This is a genomic window from Nocardia sp. BMG111209 (genome assembly GCF_000381925.1).
GTDB lineage: Bacteria > Actinomycetota > Actinomycetes > Mycobacteriales > Mycobacteriaceae > Nocardia.
The window spans coordinates 4,454,337-4,472,810 of record NZ_KB907307.1; the positions used below are offsets into that span (position 1 = coordinate 4,454,337).

An 18,474-nucleotide genomic window follows, 5' to 3' on the forward strand; every position below is an offset into this window, starting at 1 on the left:
ATTCCGGCCGGAACGGGCTGCGCGCAACACTGTCCGACGCTGCGCGGCAAGGAATCAACTGAATCGATCACAGAGATCATGGAACGGCGTGCCGGTGATGTCAACCCGGCGAACCGCTCCGGCTTGCCGGGAGTTATTGCCTGCGATACAACTGTAGTTGCGAATGCGCGACCGTCGGTTCGGTCGCCCCGGGGGGCGAGCAGGACGGAGTATGTTGATGACCGACGCGCTGGGATGGCGGCTGAAGCTCGGAGTGGTGACGCCGTCGGTGAATACCGTGGTGCAGCCCGAATACGACGATATGCGCCCCCGCGGGGTCACGAACCATATCGCCCGCATTCATATCGCGAACTGGGTCACCGACGACGACAACGATTTCGCCGGCCTGGTGGGAGATATCGACCGCGGGGTGGACGACGCCGTCGCGCGCGTGCTGACCTGCGAACCGGACTGTGTCGTGCTGGGCGTGTCGATCGAGGCGGTGTGGGGTGATCCGGAGGCCGGCAACGGGATTCAGGATCGCCTGCGGGCCAGGTTCGGCGACGGCCTACGGCTCGTCCACGCCGGCGACGCGATCCCGGCGGCGCTGCGCGCGGTGGGTGTCGACGACGGACCCATCGGGGTCCTCACCCCCTATCAGCCCGGCTCCGAACCACACCTGCGAGCCTTCGTCGAGAGCTGCGGCTACGACCTGCAGACCGCCGTCCACCTCCGTTGCCCGACCGCGGTACAGATCGCGCACACCACGGGCGAGACGATCCGGCGGGAGCTGAGCGTGATCGCCGAGAAGCGCCCGCGGGCGATCGTCCAGTTCGGCGCCAACATGGCCGTCGGCCGGATCGCCGCCGAGGCCGAACAGTGGCTGGGCCTGCCGGTCCTCGCGGTGAACACCGCCACCTACTGGTACGCCCTGCGCAGCAACGGAATCGACGATCAGGCCGAGGGCTTCGGCCGCCTGATGGCCCACCACTAGGCCGGGGCCTCCGGCTGGCCGGTGTAGATACCCGTCGGCGCGCTGTGATACCCCTTCGCGCCGACCGCGGTGGCGAGGGGACTGCGGGCGGGCCCACCGGCCCGCACCAGATCGACGACGGTCCGGAAGTCGTACCGCGGTACCCAGCCCAGGGCGGCGCGGGCCCGATCGTTGACGTAGACGCGGTCCAGTGCGGGGAACATCCGCCAGCCCCAGCGCTGGTAGTCCGCCGCGATCTCCGGGAACAGGCGGGCCACCACCGCCGGTGCGTCGACGGCCAGTTCAGCGAGGTCGTCCGGGGTGAAGGGCGTGGTGGCGCTGACGATGAAGCGGCCGAACCCGATCTCCGGCGCGCGCCGGGCGGCCAGTATGTGCGCGTCGACGACATCCGCGAGATCCACACGGCGATAGAGAAACTCGTTGACCTTCAGGTTGTCGTCGGAATAGGCGGCGCGCACGTCGTCGCGGTCGTCCGGCTCCGGGAAGAATCGCGCGGCGCGCAGGACGATCGTCGGCAGGCCGAGATCCCGCGCCGCGAGTCCGGCGAGGTCCTCGGCCGCTACCTTGGTGGCGCCGTAGATGTTTCGCACCACGGGGTGGACGTCCTCGGTGATCCAGGCCGCGGGCTCGCCCGCCGCCGGGGTCAGCGCTCGCCCGAAAGCGCTGGTGCTGCTGCTGAATACGACACCGGTCACGCCGGCCGCCGCCGCCTCTTCGAACACCGTCAGCGAGCCGGACACATTGGTGTCGACGAAATCCTGCCGCCGATGGGATTCGACATGCGGCTTGTGCAGCGTGGCGGTGTGCAGCACATAGGTCACACCGTCGAGCGCGCGGCGTACGGTCTCCCGGTCGCCCACCGAGCCGGTGATCGTCGTATACGGCGAGGGAAGGACGTCGAGTCCGGCCACGTCCTGCCCACGCGCGCGCAAGGTCCGGACGAGCGCCTCGCCGAGATGTCCCGAACTACCGGTGACCAGAAAGCGTTCCATACCCGTCGATCGAACTAGCGCACGCGCGCACCGGCAACCGGATTATCGGCGGCATCCGCGGCCGCGGCCTGCCCCGGTTCGGGGTCGAGGTGGAAGCGCCGGCGGATGTCGGTGCGCGACAACAGCTTCGGCGGGTAGCCGGGGCCCGGCCGCGGGGTTACCTCGTCCCAGGCCAGTGGTTGTCCGCAGTGGGAGCACACCACTTCGGCGGTGGTGTCGTGGCCGCAGGTGTCGTGGTGGGTGGTGATCGGGGGGCCGGATTCGCCGGACAGCCAGCGGTCGCCCCAGGCGGTGACGGCGAGCAGGACGCCGTAGAAGTCGCGGCCCGATTCGGTGAGCAGGTACTCGTAGCGGGCCGGGGTGGTCTCGTAGGCGTGTTTCGCCAGCAGGCCCGCGGCGACCAGGCGGGCCAGGCGGTCGGCCAGGGTGTTGCGGGCGATACCCAGTTCCTGCTGGAAGTCGTCGAAGCGGCGGATGCCGTAGAACGCCTCGCGCAGCACCAGCGGGGTCCACGCGTCGCCGACCAGGTCCATCGTCCGCGCGATCGAGCAGGGCCAGCTGCTGAAGGACGTGCGTTTCATGCCGCCAGTATACGAGTCTCTTCACTGGACTTACCAGGTAGAGCTAGTCTGATGATGCAACCATCGAAATCTCTGTCGAGAGGAGTGCGTCATGGAGTGGACCGGGGCGCGATATGCCGACACCCCGACCGTGGCGGCGGAAACCTATATCGAGGCGCCGCCGGATCGGGTCTGGGAACGGGTGAGCGATATCGGGCTCATGCCGGCGCTCAGCTCCGAATTGCGGGAGGTCCGATGGCTCGACGGAGCCGAGGCGCCGCGGGTCGGCGGCCGGTTCGTGGGACGCAGCGCGCACGAGGCACTCGGCGACTGGGAGACGGTCAGCACCATCGTGGAGTGCCGTGCGCCGCACTCCTTCGCCTGGGCGGTGGGCGATCCCGAATACCCTTCCAGCGTCTGGCGTTTCACCCTGCGGCCGGCGGGTTCCGGCACCGTGCTGGAGCAGTGGATGCAGATGGGCCCGGCGCGCTCGGGGCTGAGTTTCGCGATCGACGCGATGCCGGACAAGGAGCAGAAGATCGTGTTCGTGCGGCTGCGCGAGTTCGAGCGCGGTATCGAGGCGAATCTCGCCGGTATCAAGTCCTTGCTGGAAGAGGCGTCGTGATGCGCACCGCGACGACCGTCGAGGCGTCCGGCGACTGGCGGGAGACCGCCGAATTCGTCGTCGAGGCGGAGAAATCGGGCCTGGACATCTGCTGGGTCGCCGAGGCGTGGGGCGCCGACGCCGTCACCCCGCTGGGCTGGCTGGCCGCGCGCACCGAGCGAATCCTGTTGGGCTCCGGGGTGATCCAGCTCGGCACCCGCTCCCCCGTGACCATCGCCCAGACCGCGATGACGCTGTCCCGACTGTCCGGCGGCCGGTTCCTGCTCGGGCTCGGCGCCTCGGGGCCGCAGGTCCTGGAGGGTCTGCACGGAATTCCGTTCGCGCATCCGCTGACTCGGATGCGGGAGACCGTCGAGATCGTCCGGGCCGCCGCCACGGGTGAGAAGATCGCTTACCGCGGAAAGCATTTCACCATTCCGCTGCCCGGCGGCGAGGGGCGGCCGATGCGGCTGAGCATGGAACCCGTACCGGTCCCGATCCATCTGGCCACCCTGTCGCCGCGAATGCTGGAGCTCACCGGCGAGATCGCCGACGGATGGCTGGGCACCAGCTTCATCCCCGAGGGGGCGGCGGCCTATTTCGATCATCTGGACGCCGGACTCGCCCGCGCCGGCCGCCACCGCGCCGACCTGGATGTCTGCCAGGGGGCCGAGATCCATCTCGTCGCCGAGGACCGCCTGGCCGAGGTCGTGGCCGGTCGCAAGAAGGAGCTGGCCTTCTCGCTCGGCGGGATGGGTTCCGGCACCACCAACTTCTACAACTCCGCCTACAGCCGGCAGGGCTGGGCGGAGGTCGCCGCGGCGGTGCGGCAGCGGTGGCAGGCCGGCGACCGCGCCGGGGCGACCGCGCTGATCACCGACGACATGGTGCTGGCCACCACGCTCATCGGCACCAAGGCGATGGTCCGCGAGCGGCTGCGCACCTGGCAGGCGACGGGTGTCGACACCGTCCGCCTCTATCCCGCCGGCGACACGCTCGCCGAGCGGCTGGACAACCTGGGCCGGGGTATCGAGCTGGTGCGCGCTCTCGGCGATCGGTGATCGGTGCCGCCGCGCGGGTCGCGGCGGCCCGGCACGCGGCTTTCGGTCCACCCCGGGCCGGTCGATTGACCGGCCGAGGCGCCGAACCTACGTTTCGCGTGGTAAACATTGTTCACCACATGGGGACGGAGTGGCTGTGGAAACGACCGACGTGGTGATCGCCGGCGCCGGGCCGACCGGGCTGATGCTGGCCTGCGAGTTGCGCTCGGCCGGGGTGGAGGTGGTCCTGCTCGACGCCCTGCCGCGGCGGGCCGCATCCTCCCGCGCGGGCGGGATCGGCGCGCGCACGATGGAGATCTTCGATCAGCGCGGCATGCTGGGCCGGCTGCTGCCGCACGGCCGAATATTCGAGGGCGCGGGCCATTTCGCGGGATTGCGCATGGATTTCGGCGGCCTCGCCACCCGTTACCCGTTCGGGCTGGCGCTCACCCAGACCATATTGGAGGACCGGTTGGATTCCTGCGCAACCGAATTGGGTGCTCCGGTGCGCTGGGGATCGGCGATCACGGACTTCGCGCAGGATGCCGACGGTATCGAGGTCCGGTTCGGCGACAACCGGATCCGGGCCGGGTACCTGGTGGGGTGCGACGGTGGCCGCAGCACCGTCCGCAAGGTGGCGGGCATCGAATTCCCGGGCACCGACGCGACCATGCTCGGCATGATCTGCGATGCCGAACTGGCCGACCCGCCCGCCGAATGGGTGCTGACCCACCGTGCCGGACCGGGCGATTTCTCGGTGATCCCGTTGCAGCCCGGCTGGTTCCGGCTGATGGTGCAGCGGCACGACCGGGTCGCCGGTCCGGCCGGCGAACCGGATTTCGAGCGATTCCGCACCACGTTCCGTGCGGTCGCGGGCACCGACTACGGGATGCACAGCCCCCGTTGGGTTTCGCAGTTCGGGGACGCGGCCCGGCTGGCCGATCGCTACCGCGCCGGTCGGGTGCTCCTGGCGGGCGACGCCGCGCACATCCACTATCCGGCGGGCGGGCAGGGGTTGAACACCGGCGTGCAGGATGCCGCGAACCTCGGCTGGAAGCTCGCCGCCGTCGTGCACGGCGGCCCCGGAACACTGTTGGACAGTTACGATTCCGAGCGTCGGCCGGTCGCCGAGCGGGTGCTGCACAACACCCGGGCCCAGACCGCGCTGCTGCGGCCCGGTGCGCATGCCGACGCGCTGCGCGAGACGCTGGCCGGGCTGTTCGACATCGACGAGGTGCGAAATCGCCTCGGGCACATGCTGTTCGCACTGGACATCCGCTACGACGTGGGTGACGTCCACCCGCTCTCCGGTTACCGGGCGCCGGACGTCGACCTGACGATATCCGGTACCGCCACCCGGGTACACCGGCTGTTGCGGTCCGGCCGGCCGATCATGTTGTCGCTCAACGGCAACAGCGTCGCGACGGCCGGGTGGGAGGATCGGGTCGACACCGTGGACGCACAGTGTGCGGTCCGGCGCTGGACCGTGCCGGGGCTCGGCGACATCGCGACTCCGGCCGCCTTGCTCATCCGGCCCGACGGGCACGTGGCCTGGGCCACCGACCACTCCGGCGCCGACCCCACCGCAGCGCTGACCACATGGTCCGGGCCCGCCACCGCGAACCCGGCACGACCGGCCCGACCCACACCCGGAGCCCGCAATCACCGCACCGATCGCACCGATCGCACCGATCGCACCGATCGCACCGATCGCACCGATCGCACCGATCGCACCGATCGCACCGAATGATCATCCGTAGCTCCCGCGACCAACTGTCGTCGATCGGTTCCGGTCTCGATACCGCCTCCGACCGCACTCGGGGGCCGCTCGGCAGGGTGTCGTCCGGCGACGAACCTCTTGCTTCAGCTATATCTTAAGATATATCTTGGGACAGTGAGCCCGCGTCGTCCCGCCGACTTCGGCGGCATCGGGCCGGGGACCGGCCGCTTCTTCGGCCCCGGCGAATTGCGGCTGGCGCTGCTGGCGCTGGTCGCCGAACAACCCGGCCACGGGTACGACCTGATGGCCCGGCTGGAGAACCGTTGCGACGGCGCCTACCGGCCCAGTGCGGGAGCGGTCTACCCCACGCTGCAACAGCTGGAGGACGAGGGCCTCGTCCGGCTCGAAATCGACAGCGGGCGAAAGGTTTTCCATCCGACCGAAACGGGACTCGCCGAGGTCGCCGGGCACGGCGAGGAGATCGACCGGATCTGGGCCCGCGCCACCGAACGCGGTGAGTGGGGCATGTTCCGCGATCCCGACGCCGCCGAGATCATCGGGCCCGCGTTGCGCCTGTTCAAGACGGCCGTGTCCACCATCGTGCACGCGCACGGCGATCCCGCCGTCGTCGACCAGGTCCGCGACGTACTCGCCGCCGCCACCCGCGACCTTCAGCAACTGAAGACCGACGTCAAGCGGCTGCATCACCACCACCATCAGCAGCGCCGGCAACGCGGCCGGCGCACCGAATGAGCGCATCCCCCGAGTGAAGGTCATCCCATGGCGCACACCGACATTCCCCAGTCCACCGGCCGTCCGGCCACCGAACCGCGGGCCCGCGGGCTCGGCGACCGGCTGCTCGACCGGTTCTTCCACACCGCCCGGGTGCTCGAGACCGAGAAGATCGCCGCCCGTACCACTCGCATCCGGCTCGGCGGCCCGGAGTTGCAGGAGCTGAGTTGGCTTCCCGGACAACAACTCCGGATCGCCACCGGGACCGGCGAGGGTGGCAGCCCTCTGGCGCGGATGGGTGATCTGCGCACCTATTCGGTGTGGCATCACGATGCCGAGACCGGTGAGCTGCATCTGTGCGTCCTCGACCACGGCGACGGCCCGGGTGCGCGTTGGGGCCGCACCGCGCGGGTCGGTCAGGAGGTGCGGTTCCGCGGCCCGGAGGGTTCGTTCACCCTGCGCGAGGACGCGCCCTATCACCTGTTCGCCGGTGAGGAGACCGCCGCGGTCGCCTTCGGGCCGATGCTGCGCGCGGTACCCACCGCTGTGCCGGTGTACGGCGCGGTCGAGACCGCCACCGAGACCGACCGGCTGCCGCTGCACCGCGCCGCGACCCTGGTCCAGCCGCTGCGCGGCGGCGAATCCGCCGCCTCCTCGGAGATCCTGCTCACCGCCGTCCGCGGCCTGGACCTGCCCGCCGAACCCGGCGCGGCCTATCTGGCCGGCGAGGCCCGCACCATCCAGATGATCTCCAAACACCTTGTGCACGAGCGCAACTGGCCCCGCCGCGCGATCCGCACCAAACCGTTCTGGACGCCCGGCCGCCGCGGCCTGGACTGAGGGCGGCCGGAAGCGGGCAGGTTGCCGGGTACCGGCAGGCCCTCCCGGCCGGACCGGAACGGTCGTAGCGTGGAGATATGGACAATCGCTCGGAGATCCGGGAGTTCCTCCGTTCGCGCCGGGCCCGGATCACACCGGAGCAGGCCAACCTGCCCGTTCACGGCACCAACCGGCGGGTGCCGGGGCTGCGCCGGGAGGAGGTGGCGCTGCTGGCCGGGGTGAGTGTCGACTACTACGTGAAGCTGGAACGCGGCAACCTCAGCGGGGTGTCCGACGAGGTGCTGGGTTCGATTGCCGGGGCATTGCAGCTCGACGAGGCCGAGCACGCGCATCTGTTCGATCTGGCGCATGCCGCCAATGCCCGGCCGGTGCCGCGGCGGCGGCCCGCGGCGGTGCAGATCCGGCCGAGCCTGCAGCGTTTCCTCGATGCCGTCGCCACCCCGGCGTGGATCCGCAACGAGCGGATGGATTTCGTCGCCGCCAACGAGCTCGGGCGCGCGCTGTACTCGGACATCCTCGCGAGCCCGATCCGGCCGGCCAATACGGCCCGGTTCGTCTTCCTGGATCCCGCTGCGCGCGAGTACTACCCGGAGTGGGAGGAGGTCGCGGCGGATATCGTCGCGGTGCTGCGCGGTTCCGCGGGGCGCAGCCCGCACAATCGGGCCCTGATGGATCTGATCGGTGAATTGGCCACGCGCAGTGACGAATTCCGGACCCGCTGGGCCGCGCACAACGTCCGGTTCCATCGGACCGGGCGGAAGCGGTTGCACCACCGCATCGTCGGCGAGCTCGAACTCACCTACGAGGCACTGGAATTGCCCGCCGATCCGGGTCTGACGTTGTTCGCCTACACCGCCGAGCCCGGCACCCCCACCGACGAGCGGCTGCGGTTGCTGGCCGAATGGGCGACGACGCTGACGGCCATCGACCATGTCGATCGGATCCCCCAGGCCGGCACCCTGCCCTGAGGTGAGAGCAGCGGCTACTGCTTGTAGGTGGCCAGGAATCGGCCGATGCGCTCGATGAGCGCCTCGAGTTCGTCGGCGTAGGGCAGGGTGATGATGCGGAAGTGGTCGGGGCGCGGCCAATTGAAGCCGGTGCCCTGCACGATGTGCAGCTTCTCCTGCAGCAGCAGATCCAGCACGAATCGCTCGTCGTCGTGGATCCGGTACATGTCCAGATCGATGCGGGGGAAGGCGTAGAGCGCGCCCGCCGGCTTCACACAGGAGACACCCGGGATCGCGTTGAGCGCCTCCCAGGCCCGGTCGCGCTGTTCGCGCAGCCGGCCGCCGGGCAGCACCAGATCGCCGATGCTCTGATATCCGCCGAGCGCGGCCTGAATCGCCTGCTGCGCAGGTACATTCGCGCACAGGCGGAGGCCCGCGAGCATCGACAGGCCCTCCAGGTAGTTCTCCGCGTGCTGGGTCGGGCCGGACACGGCCAGCCAGCCGGAGCGGAATCCCGCGCACCGGTAGGCCTTCGACAGCCCGGAGAAGGTGAGGCACAACAGATCCGGCGCCAGCGCGGCGACGGCGGTGTGCTCCGAACCGTCGTAGCGGATCTTGTCGTAGATCTCGTCGGCGAACACCACCAGGTTGTTCCGGCGGGCGATCTCCAGGATCTGGTGCAGCACCTCCGGCGGATAGACCGCGCCGGTGGGGTTGTTCGGGTTGATGATCACGATCGCGCGGGTGCGGTCGGTGATCTTCGCCTCGATGTCGGCGCAGTCCGGATACCAGTCCGAGCCCTCGTCGCAGAGGTAGTGCACCGGGCGGCCACCGTTGAGGGTGGTGGCGGCGGTCCACAGCGGGAAGTCCGGCGCGGGGATCAGCACCTCGTCGCCGTTCTCCAGCAGCGCGGTCATGGCCATCATGATCAGCTCGGAGACGCCGTTGCCGAGGAACACCTCCTCGACGTCGAGGTCGTCCACGCCGAGGGTCTGGTAGTACTGCACCACCGCGCGCCGCGCGGGCAGCAGGCCCTTCGACGAGGAGTAGCCGCTCGACGCCGGCAGCGAGCGGACGATGTCCTGGAGGATCTCCGCGGGCGCCTCGAAACCGAACAGCAGCGGGTTGCCCGTGTTGAGTTTCACCACGTGATGCCCCTCGGCCTCCAGCCGGGCCGCCTGCTCGGCCACCGGGCCGCGGATCTCGTAGGAAACGCCCGTCAGCTTGCTCGACTGTTTGACCTGCATGAACATCCTCTTTCCGATGCGGTTGACGGACACTCTACTTGGTTTTTCCAAGTTCGTGCTTGGAATTTCCAAGCGTTGGCCTACAGTGGGCGTGTGCCCCGCCGAAGCTACAGCCACTACTGCGCCGCCAGCCGCGCCCTCGACGTCGTCGGCGACCGCTGGAGTCTGCTGGTGATCCGCGAACTCTGCGCCGGCCCGCGCCGCTACAGCGATCTGTTCGCCGATCTGCCCGGCATCAGTACCGATGTGCTCGCGGCCCGGCTGAAGGACCTCGAAGGCGACGGCATCCTGACCCGGCACCGGGTCGGTCCGCGCGCGACGACCGCGGTCTACGAGCTGACCGCCGAGGGCGCGGCGCTGCGCCCGGTGCTCGACGCGTTGTCCGCCTGGGGCACAACGCTTCTCGGCGAGCGCCGGCCCACCGACGCGGTGCGCGCACACTGGTTCGCGCTGCCGCTGGGCCGGGCCGTCGCCGAGCGGATCACCGCCGGTACGGTGACCGTCCACATCGGCGACACCACATTCCACATCGTCGTCGGCGCGGACGGGATCACCCATCACGACGGACCCGCGCCGGAACCGGACGCGGAACTGCGCCTGGACTGGGAGACGGCGACCGCCGTGGCCGCCGGCGAACTGTCCCTCGCCGACGCGGGCACCTGGGCGCCGGCGCCCTGATCGAGCGGTTCGTTCAAGACCGCGGCCGCACCGGCCTTCGAGACTGTGGGCATGACCGAGCAGACCTTCACCCCGGCCCTGGGCCGGTTCGCACCCACCCGGTTCTACGATGCCGTGATCACGCTGACCCGCGAACGACTGTGGCGGGCACTGACCGTCGCCCATATCGCCCCGCGACCGGACGATCTGATCGTCGACGTGGGGTGTGGCACCGGATCGCTGTCCCTGCTGCTGGCCCGGGTGGAGCCGCGGGCCCGGATCGTGGGCGTCGATCCGGATGCCGAGGTGCTGGCGACCGCGCAGCGCAAGGCGGCCGCGGCCGGTGCGCCGGTGCGGTGGCTCACCGGCATGGGTGACGCACTGCCGGAACTGGTGGGCACCGGCGCGGCCGACACCGTGGTGTCCAGTCTCGTGCTGCACCAATGCCCGATGGCGGTGAAGCGATCTGTCCTCGCCGCGATGTACGAGGCGCTGCGGCCCGGCGGCAAGGTGGTCGTCGCCGACTACGGACTACAGCGAACCGCGTTGATGCGCTTCGGTTTCCGGGGTGTCCAGCTGGCCGACGGCAGGGCCGACACCCAGCCCAATGCGGACGGGGTGCTGCCGGAACTGCTGTCGGCCGGCGGTTTTCGCGAGGTCCGGGAGGCCGAGGTGATCGCCACGGTGACCGGATCGATCTCGATCTATGTCGCGCGCCGGGACTGATCGGTCAGCGCCGCCAGCACCATCGCCGGTGTGAGGCCCATCATTTCGCGCATCCGGCGGGTGAAGTGCGCCTGATCGGCGAAGCCGGCCGTGATCGCGGCCGTCGCGAGCGGCTCCCCCGCACCCAGCGCCTCGGTGGCCCGGCGCAGCTGTGCCCAGATGCGCCACCGGGCCAGCGGCATACCGACCTGCTCGCGGGCGAGCGTGCGCAGCCGCTGTGGCGAAAGCCCCACCAGCACAGGCAGTTCGGGCAGCGTGACTGCGCCGTCCCGCAACAGGTTCAAGGCGGTGACGAGCCGGGGATCGAGCTCGCCGGACGGACCCGCACCGGCGATGTCCTCCGCGCGGAAACCCTCGAGTTCGGGGACAGCGACGATACCGCTACCGCCGCGTCCGGCGGGGTCCGCCCGCTCGGCGAGTGCGCGCAACCGGTCGGCCGGCGCGGACTGCGGCTCGATGTAGCACGTGCGCAGGTGCTCGGCGGCGAGCATGCGATGCCTCATCATCGGCAGGACCAGCAGTGCCTTCCCATGGTGGACGGTCCCGGCCGGGTCGATCATGGTGATCTCGCCGCGCTCGGCGACGGCGATCTGGAAGGCGGCGTGCCGGTGGAAGGCGGAATCCCCCGCCGGGCCACGGTAGACGGCATAGCCGTCGCCGATGGCGAAGCGGTGCACCTGCGCCGGGTCGATCACCACACCCTCGATCGTGCCGCACGTGACCGACCGGTGTGGGACCCGGGCACCGACCGTTCGAGGCGGTTCGCACCGGCGCCGGTCCCGAGATCCACGGGCCCGGTGACGCACTCGCACCGGCGATGGCCAGGCGCATGGCGGTGCCACGACGAGCTCGACGGCGACGATGTCGGGCAACTCCGGGAACGGTTGTCCTGAAACACCTTCCGCTACAGCACGGGCTCTCGAGATCCACGGGTTCGGTGCGGCACTCGCACTGGCGACGGCCGGGCACAGCCGCACTCGGCGACGAGACAGCGCCGGTGTCGGGCAGCTCTGTGAACGTTTGTCCTGAAATTTGCCCGGCGACTCTGGGAATGGTTGCATCGGAACAACTTCCGGTTCGAACCGCGACGGCGAGTGCCCGTCGACCAGGGTGATCACGCCGCGCTGCCCACCGGTTCGGGGGTGCCGAGGCGATGTGGGTAGCCGATGCGCAGTAGCGCCGCCGCGGCCGCCGCGGCGAGGACCGTCAGTGCGCCGAGCAGCAGTGCCTGCCGATAGCCGTGGTGCAGGAGTGGGGTGACGACCAGCGGGCCGAGGATCTGGCCGACCGAATAGCCGACGGTCAGCAGGGCCACCGAACGCGGGAAGTTCAGGTGGGTGCCGACCGCCAGCGACAGGGTGGCGACACCGAGGAAGGTGGCGCCGAACAGGATCGACGCGATCGCCGCGGCGGCGGTGCCGTCGATCACGGCCGGCAGGGCGATACCCACCGCCTGCAACACCAGTGCGGCCAGGAGCAGCGACGGCCGCGACCAGTAGTGGACGAGCCACGTCCACAGGGCCGCCGACGGTGCGGCCGCCACGCCGACCAGCACCCAGGCCGCGGTGCCGAGCGGGCCGTGTGCGCCCTGGTCGATGGCGGCGACCAGGAAGGTGCCCGCGATGACGTACCCGATGCCCTCGAGGGTGTAACTGGTGAACAGGGCCGCGAACCAGCGATGCGACGACGGCCGGTGTGTGGCGGGTTGTGCGGCGTCGCCGCGATCGAGCGGCAACGACCAGCCCGCCACCGTGAACAGCGCGGTCAGCGCCGCTGCCGCCCACCATGCGGCCCGCCAGTCACCGATCTCGCGCACCAGCAGCACCAACAGGCCCGAGCCGGCGATTCCGGCCCCGACCCCGCCGATCCCCCAACCGGCCAGATGGGCGTGCCGGTCACGCAGCCGATCCAGCAACACTCCGGCGGCGACGACGAAGATAACGGCGCTGGCGGCCCCGGCGAGCAGGCGCAGCGCCAGCCACACCGCGGTGGTCCGGGTCAGCGGCATCGCCGCGACGGTGCCGACCAGCAGGACCAGCGCACCCCGGAACATCGGGCACGAACGGGTCCGGGCGGGGGCCGCCACACCGATCAGGGCGCCGAGCAGGTAGCCGAGGTAGTTGGCGGTGGCCAGTCCCGCGCTCGCCGCCGGGCTCAGATCGGCCTGCGCGGTCATCAGCGGCAGGATGGGGGTGTAGACGAAACGGCCGACGCCCATCCCGGCGGCGAGGGCGGCGCCGGCGCGGCCGACCAGCCCCCACGGACGCGAGCGCTCGATCGGGGAATTCACGAAGGTCACGCCTCATGGTGGGATTTCCCGGCGGCCGGCCGCCACGACCGGCTTGCTCCCGTCTGATAGGCGCAACCTCCCACCGCACGTAGCATCGGGTGTATGGAGCTGCGCCAGCTCGGTTACTTCGTGGCCGTCGCCGAGGAACTGAACTTCGGCCGCGCGGCGAAGCGGCTGCTGATCGCGGGGCCCTCGCTGTCGCAGCAGATCAAGGCGCTGGAGCGGGATCTCGGCGTGGCGCTGTTCGTCCGCGATCGGCGCAGTGTCGCGCTCACCCCGGCCGGAACCGCGCTGCTCCCGCACGTGCGCGTGCTGCTGGACCGGGCCGACGATCTGCGCCGCCGCGCCGCGGGATTCGCGGGTTCGGAATCGGTGCGGCTCGGCTATGTCAACTGGCTGCCCGCCGAGCTGAGCGAACGGGTGGCCGGGATCGCCCGGCTGCATCTCGACACCTGGGTCGCGCCGTCCCACACCCAGGCGGCGCGGGTCGGCGACGGCAGTCTGGACCTCGCGGTGTGCTGGGTCCGGACCGGCGACCTCACCCGCTATCGGCTGCGAGCGCGGCTGCTCGGCGCCGACCGGCTCTACGCCGTATCGACCGCCCGCGACGGGAATCCGATCCGGGCCCGGGACGTCGCGGTGCCGGTCGACGACGACGATACGGCCTGGCTGTCGTGGAATGTGTTCGCGGAGCAGTTCGCTCACGACACCGGTGCGCCGATCGTCCGCATCCACGACGGCGGCATCACCGGTCCGGCCTTCTTCGATCACGTACGGGCCCTGCGCCGCCCGGTCCTGAACTGCCCGAAGGGCCAAACCGCCACGCTGCCGGCGGATCTCGTGCGGCATCCGATCGTCGCGCCGGAGCCGGTGTGGACCTGGTCGCTGGTCACGCGCCGGGACGGGAACCGGCCCGCCGTCGTGGCCGCCGCGGACGCCGCGGACGCGATCTGCCGGCAGGCAGGCGATCCGGGGCTCGGGACCGCCGGGATCTGGCTGCCCGCCGACGATCCGCACCGATCGACCGGGTGACACCGTGCGCGGCAACGGTTTCCGGTGAGATCAGCCGAGCTGTTCGGCCACCGCCGGATCCGGGTAGCGGACGCCGGTGAGCTCCTCCGAGACCTCCCACAGCCGGTCCTGGCGCTCCCGATCACGAGCGCGTTCGGCCGGCTCTACCACCACCGGATAGCCACGGACCTCCAGAAGTCCTGCGGGACCGTAGAATTCGCTGCCGGACGCGCCGGGATCGGTGGCCGCGCGCAGGGTGGGCAGCGCACCCATCGCGGGTGTGCGGCCCAGCAGGACGGTCAGCCCGCGGTTGAGCGCGCGCACGGGTGCGGGCGCATACCGGGCGACCTCGGTGTTCGCCCCGCCCGGATGAGCGGCGAGCGACCGCGCGGCGGTGGCGGACAGCCGGCGGTCCAGCGCGTAGGTGAACAGCAGATTCGCGAGTTTCGACTTGCCGTAGGTGTTTCCGCCCGGGGCGGCCGGATCGGTGGCCTCGATGCGCCCGGCGCGGTGGCCGAGGCTGCTCACGGTGACGACCCGGCCCGCGGGGGCCGCGATCACCCGGTCGAGCAACAGGCCGGTCAGCGCGAAATGGCCGAGATGATTGATGCCGAACTGATTCTCGAATCCGTCGGCGGTGACACCGCGCAGGCCGGTGACGCCGGCATTGTTGATCAGCAGATCGATGTGGTCGTAGCGATCGCGCAGCGCGGCGGCGGCGGTGCGTACCGAGTCGAGGGAGGCCAGATCCAGCGATTCGGTGTCAACCCGCACTGACGGAGCGGTTTCCGCGATGCGCGCGGCCGCGGCGCGGGCCCGATCCGCGTTCCGGCAGGCCAGCACGACGGTGGCGCCGTGTTCGGCCAGCGCCCGCGCCGTCTCGAATCCGAGCCCGGTGTTCGCACCGGTGACGACCGCGACACGGCCGTGCTGATCGGGAATATGGGTCTCGGTCCAGGTGCTCATCGTGCGCCCTCCTAACATGAACCCCAAGTTCACCTTAAAAGTGAACCAGCCGTTCATGTTCTAGGCAAGTATGGTGACCGGATGACCGACAGGCGCCGTCGCGCGGACGCGCAGCGCAATCGAACAGCGATCGTCGAGGCGGCGCGTGATCTGGTGATCACCACCGGCCCCGAGGTCGGGATGGACGAGATCGCCGCCGCAGCCGGGGTCGCCGTCGGTACGCTCTACCGCCACTTCCCCTCGAAAGCCGTTCTGCTGGAAGCGATCGTCGACGACCTGTCCACCTCGATCGACGAATCCCTCACCGCCGCAGCCGATCGCGTCGAGGACGGGGCGACCCGGCCCGAGGACGAGATCACCGGGCTGCTGGCCAATATCGTGTTGGAGGTACGGCAGGAGCGGTTGCTGCGCTTCACCGCCGCGGACCCGGCCGCCGATTCGCTGCGCCGGGTCCAGGAGCGGGGCCGCACCGTGGTCGAACGGCTGGTGGCCGCCGCGCATCGCAACGGCGCGCTGTACGCCGACGTCACCGTGGACGACGTGATCCTGCTGCTGACCACCGCCCCCAGCGACAGTGTCCCGGAATCGGAGCAGTTGCGCTGGCTGGACCTCGCCCGGCGGGCGCTCGGCCCGCTCCCCCGCGATGTCTCGGAATCCGTCTCATAAATAGGCCGTCATCGCGACGCGGCTATCGAGATTCGGTGAGATGCCGATAGAGCGTGGCGCGCGAGACCCCGAGCCGGGCCGCGATCTCGTCGACGGAACCCTCGCCGGCGTCGCGCATCCGGCGGGCGGTCTCGATCATCTCGGCGGACATCACACCGGGACGGCCGCGGCGCGCGGGTCGAGCGGGGGCGGCCGCGGCGACCGGACGCGCCGCCGGCACCGGCCCGGACCTGCCGAGCAGCCGCGCGACACCGGCCAGGATCGCGGTGCGCAGCGGGCCGGCGGGCTCGTCGCCGAACAGGACCACCGGATCGCTGAGCATCGCGTAGACCTGCGCCGCCCGGACCCGGTCGGTGAGATCGGCGTCCGGCCCGGCGATCGACTCGTGCACCGCCACCGCGAAATCCCGCAGGCGCTCGAAGGTCCGCTCGTCGGCGGCCAGTGACTGGTCCTGCATCTGGATCCGCAACAGCGTGCGGTAGGTCAGCCACACGTCCAGCAGGCCCACCACCACCGCCCAGGCCCGGTCCCCCGGATCGCCGAGGGCCGTCGCGGCCGCCACCACTGCCTCGCTCTCGGTCAGCAACGGCTCGACCAGCGCGGCGACGATATCGCCTTTACTCGGAAAGTGGTAGAGCACAGCGGTTTTGGTGAGCCCGACCCGGTCGGCGATCTCCCGGACGGTGACGGCGTGATGGCCGCGCTCGGCGAACAGCTCGAGCGACACCGCCAGGATGCGCGCACGGGAATCGTCGATCACGGGCCCGATCCTACGCCTTGACTGACCAGCGGTCAGCATCCTATGGTGGCATCACTGACCAATGGTCAATATTTTTGAGACAGGATGCGATTATGAGAAATTCACGGGTACTCATCTCGGGTGCGGGTATCGCCGGCGAGACGCTCGCGTATTGGCTTGCGCGCCATGGCTTCCGGCCCACGATCGTGGAACGCGCGGCGGGGCTGCGGCGCGGCGGCCAGGGTGTGGACGTGCGCGAGCGGGCCATCGAGGTCATCGAACGGATGGGGCTGACGGCGCAGGTGCGATCCGCGGCCGCCGATGTGCTCGGGATGCGGTTCGTCGACGCGGACGGCCGCCGCCGCGGGGAGGTGGACATGGCGAGGATCAAGGAGCGGATCGGCAGCGACGAGGTCGAGATCATGCGCGGCGATCTGGTCCGGCTGCTGCACGACGCCAACGGCGGCACGGTGGAATACCTGTTCGGCGAGTCGATCTCGGCGCTCGAACCGGACAGCGACGGGGTCACGGCCGAATTCGAGCGCGCCGGGCGGCGGAGATTCGATCTGGTCGTCGGCGCCGACGGACTGCATTCGACGGTGCGCCGTCTGGTCTTCGGTCCGGAACAGCGCTTCGTGCGTCATCTGGACCATTACTTCGCCTTCGGCGACGCGGATCCGGCGCTGGGCCCGGACCGCTGGGTCACGGTGTACAACACCCCGGGCGCGATGGCCGGGGTCTATCGATCGGGCAGCCATCCACAGGCCAAGGCCTACCTCGCATTCCGCAGTCCGCGAAGGGAATTCGACCCGCGCGAGCCCGCGGCCGCACGCCGCGCGCTGACCGAGCGGTTCGGGAAGGATCCGGCGTGGCACGTCGCGCAACTGCTCGAATCCGTGCTCGCGGACGACGAGATGTACTTCGACGCGCTCGCGCAGGTCCACCTGCCGAGCTGGGCCAGCGGGCGGGTGGTGCTGATCGGTGACGCCGCCCATTGCGCCTCACCGGTTTCCGGCGGCGGCGCCGAACTCGCGCTGACCGGCGCCTATCGGCTCGCCGACGAACTCGCCGCGGCCGACGGCGATCACGAGCAGGCGTTCCCGCGCTACGAGCGCGCGCACCGGCCGTCGGTCGGCCGCAGGCAGCGGATCGGGCCGAATCTGCGCCTGCTCGTGCCGAAGACTCGCGCGGGCATCGCGATTCGCAACACCCTCACGCGGCTGCCGGTGCTGGAGTCGATGGCGGGGATGGAGCGAATCATGGCCCCCCGCAACACCGAACCGCTGACTACGGCACGTACAGATACCACTCCGTGAAGTTGCCCTGCATCGGCCAGCTGGCGGCCATGATCTTGGCGACGCCCATGCCGACCCACAGGTCCGTGGTGACGGTCTGTCCGGGCTGCCCGTTGGAGTGCACGTAGACATCCGCGGAACGCAGCCCCTGCGAACCGAGCCAGCCCAGCGAGACGTGATTACCGCAGGGGCCGTGCAGATATCCCGACGGCGTCACGTGCGCGAGCACGTGACCGGGGGCGTGCGGCGCGGCCTCCAGCGCCACATTGATCGCTCCCGCACAGAAATTCGCGTCTCCGAAGGTGAACAGGGTGGTGCCGAAGGGCGGCAATTGCGGCAGCGGATCGGCCTGCGCCGGCCCCGTGCCACATACCGCCGCGGCGATCCCCGCCGCTGCCGCAACCCCCGCTGCCATGCGCCGCACCGTCATCAGTCGATGTCCTTCCCGCGTAACGAATCTCGTCGCCGG

General features: G+C 70.3%; 20 protein-coding genes. 12 read left to right on the top strand and 8 right to left on the bottom strand.

What is annotated here, in order from left to right; genetic code table 11:
- Nucleotides 1–217 precede the first annotated feature (217 nt).
- On the top strand, nt 218–973 hold the full coding sequence (locus G361_RS0120645; RefSeq protein ID WP_026343293.1) for an IgiC: 756 nt from the start codon (nt 218–220) through the stop codon (nt 971–973).
- On the opposite strand, the gene G361_RS0120650 is transcribed toward G361_RS0120645, so the two are convergent.
- Complete coding sequence (locus G361_RS0120650; protein ID WP_019929010.1) at nt 970–1,965, bottom strand: NAD(P)-dependent oxidoreductase; 996 nt, start codon at nt 1,963–1,965, stop codon at nt 970–972. The genes G361_RS0120645 and G361_RS0120650 overlap by 4 nt on opposite strands.
- A 14-nt stretch (nt 1,966–1,979) precedes the next feature.
- Nucleotides 1,980–2,546: a helix-turn-helix domain-containing protein gene (locus G361_RS44275; protein WP_052172690.1), complete on the bottom strand. Its 567-nt coding sequence runs from the start codon at nt 2,544–2,546 to the stop codon at nt 1,980–1,982.
- Between the two features lie 91 nt (nt 2,547–2,637).
- Here G361_RS44275 and G361_RS0120660 point away from each other — a divergent pair, with 91 nt between their 5' ends.
- The 6 genes from G361_RS0120660 to G361_RS44290 all read left to right on the top strand — a co-directional run bounded on the left by G361_RS0120660 (nt 2,638) and on the right by G361_RS44290 (nt 8,429).
- Entirely contained in the window at nt 2,638–3,150 is a 513-nt protein-coding gene (locus G361_RS0120660; RefSeq protein ID WP_019929012.1) for an SRPBCC family protein, read from the top strand.
- Nucleotides 3,150–4,190 (top strand): LLM class flavin-dependent oxidoreductase, encoded by a 1,041-nt coding sequence (locus G361_RS0120665; protein ID WP_019929013.1) that lies wholly within the window; start codon nt 3,150–3,152, stop codon nt 4,188–4,190. Before G361_RS0120660 ends, G361_RS0120665 begins: the two co-directional genes overlap by 1 nt.
- A 136-nt stretch (nt 4,191–4,326) precedes the next feature.
- The gene (locus tag G361_RS44280) at nt 4,327–5,919 is read left to right on the top strand and encodes an FAD-dependent monooxygenase (protein ID WP_019929014.1); all 1,593 of its coding nucleotides are present in this window, start codon (nt 4,327–4,329) and stop codon (nt 5,917–5,919) included.
- A 144-nt stretch (nt 5,920–6,063) separates the two neighbouring features.
- Nucleotides 6,064–6,642, top strand: coding sequence for a PadR family transcriptional regulator (locus G361_RS47100; protein ID WP_019929015.1), 579 nt, complete (start codon nt 6,064–6,066; stop codon nt 6,640–6,642).
- A gap of 27 nt (nt 6,643–6,669) precedes the next feature.
- On the top strand, nt 6,670–7,461 hold the full coding sequence (locus G361_RS0120680) for a siderophore-interacting protein (RefSeq protein WP_019929016.1): 792 nt from the start codon (nt 6,670–6,672) through the stop codon (nt 7,459–7,461).
- A gap of 77 nt (nt 7,462–7,538) precedes the next feature.
- Nucleotides 7,539–8,429, top strand: coding sequence for a helix-turn-helix domain-containing protein (locus G361_RS44290; RefSeq protein WP_019929017.1), 891 nt, complete (start codon nt 7,539–7,541; stop codon nt 8,427–8,429).
- 14 nt (nt 8,430–8,443) lie between these two features.
- On the opposite strand, the gene G361_RS0120690 is transcribed toward G361_RS44290, so the two are convergent.
- The gene (locus G361_RS0120690) at nt 8,444–9,661 is read right to left on the bottom strand and encodes an aminotransferase class I/II-fold pyridoxal phosphate-dependent enzyme (RefSeq protein ID WP_019929018.1); all 1,218 of its coding nucleotides are present in this window, start codon (nt 9,659–9,661) and stop codon (nt 8,444–8,446) included.
- A gap of 87 nt (nt 9,662–9,748) precedes the next feature.
- Between G361_RS0120690 and G361_RS0120695 the strand changes: the two genes are divergently transcribed.
- Both G361_RS0120695 and G361_RS0120700 read left to right on the top strand, forming a co-directional pair.
- Nucleotides 9,749–10,333 (top strand): helix-turn-helix domain-containing protein, encoded by a 585-nt coding sequence (locus tag G361_RS0120695; RefSeq protein WP_019929019.1) that lies wholly within the window; start codon nt 9,749–9,751, stop codon nt 10,331–10,333.
- Between the two features lie 51 nt (nt 10,334–10,384).
- Nucleotides 10,385–11,038, top strand: a complete 654-nt coding sequence (locus G361_RS0120700) for a class I SAM-dependent methyltransferase (protein WP_019929020.1) — start codon at nt 10,385–10,387, stop codon at nt 11,036–11,038.
- On the opposite strand, the gene G361_RS0120705 is transcribed toward G361_RS0120700, so the two are convergent.
- Nucleotides 11,017–11,736, bottom strand: coding sequence for a helix-turn-helix domain-containing protein (locus G361_RS0120705; RefSeq protein WP_019929021.1), 720 nt, complete (start codon nt 11,734–11,736; stop codon nt 11,017–11,019). The genes G361_RS0120700 and G361_RS0120705 overlap by 22 nt on opposite strands.
- A 416-nt stretch (nt 11,737–12,152) precedes the next feature.
- On the bottom strand, nt 12,153–13,337 hold the full coding sequence (locus tag G361_RS0120710) for a YbfB/YjiJ family MFS transporter (protein WP_019929022.1): 1,185 nt from the start codon (nt 13,335–13,337) through the stop codon (nt 12,153–12,155).
- 93 nt (nt 13,338–13,430) lie between these two features.
- Here G361_RS0120710 and G361_RS0120715 point away from each other — a divergent pair, with 93 nt between their 5' ends.
- On the top strand, nt 13,431–14,360 hold the full coding sequence (locus G361_RS0120715) for a LysR family transcriptional regulator (RefSeq protein ID WP_019929023.1): 930 nt from the start codon (nt 13,431–13,433) through the stop codon (nt 14,358–14,360).
- A 30-nt stretch (nt 14,361–14,390) separates the two neighbouring features.
- Here G361_RS0120715 and G361_RS0120720 read toward each other — a convergent pair whose 3' ends face one another.
- Entirely contained in the window at nt 14,391–15,305 is a 915-nt protein-coding gene (locus G361_RS0120720) for an oxidoreductase (protein ID WP_019929024.1), read from the bottom strand.
- Between the two features lie 81 nt (nt 15,306–15,386).
- Here G361_RS0120720 and G361_RS44295 point away from each other — a divergent pair, with 81 nt between their 5' ends.
- A complete protein-coding gene (locus tag G361_RS44295; RefSeq protein ID WP_019929025.1) occupies nt 15,387–15,971 on the top strand; it encodes a TetR/AcrR family transcriptional regulator in 585 nt (194 codons plus the stop codon).
- 22 nt (nt 15,972–15,993) lie between these two features.
- Here the strand turns inward: G361_RS44295 and G361_RS0120730 are convergent, their stop codons facing one another.
- Nucleotides 15,994–16,731: a TetR family transcriptional regulator gene (locus G361_RS0120730; protein WP_019929026.1), complete on the bottom strand. Its 738-nt coding sequence runs from the start codon at nt 16,729–16,731 to the stop codon at nt 15,994–15,996.
- 92 nt (nt 16,732–16,823) lie between these two features.
- Here G361_RS0120730 and G361_RS0120735 point away from each other — a divergent pair, with 92 nt between their 5' ends.
- Nucleotides 16,824–18,026 carry an FAD-dependent monooxygenase gene (locus tag G361_RS0120735; RefSeq protein ID WP_026343297.1) on the top strand — a complete coding sequence of 401 codons (1,203 nt, stop codon included), beginning with the start codon at nt 16,824–16,826 and terminating at the stop codon, nt 18,024–18,026.
- On the opposite strand, the gene G361_RS0120740 is transcribed toward G361_RS0120735, so the two are convergent.
- Complete coding sequence (locus tag G361_RS0120740; RefSeq protein WP_155981523.1) at nt 17,998–18,420, bottom strand: hypothetical protein; 423 nt, start codon at nt 18,418–18,420, stop codon at nt 17,998–18,000. The two genes, G361_RS0120735 and G361_RS0120740, sit on opposite strands and share 29 nt — an antisense overlap.
- Between the last annotated feature and the right edge of the window lie 54 nt (nt 18,421–18,474).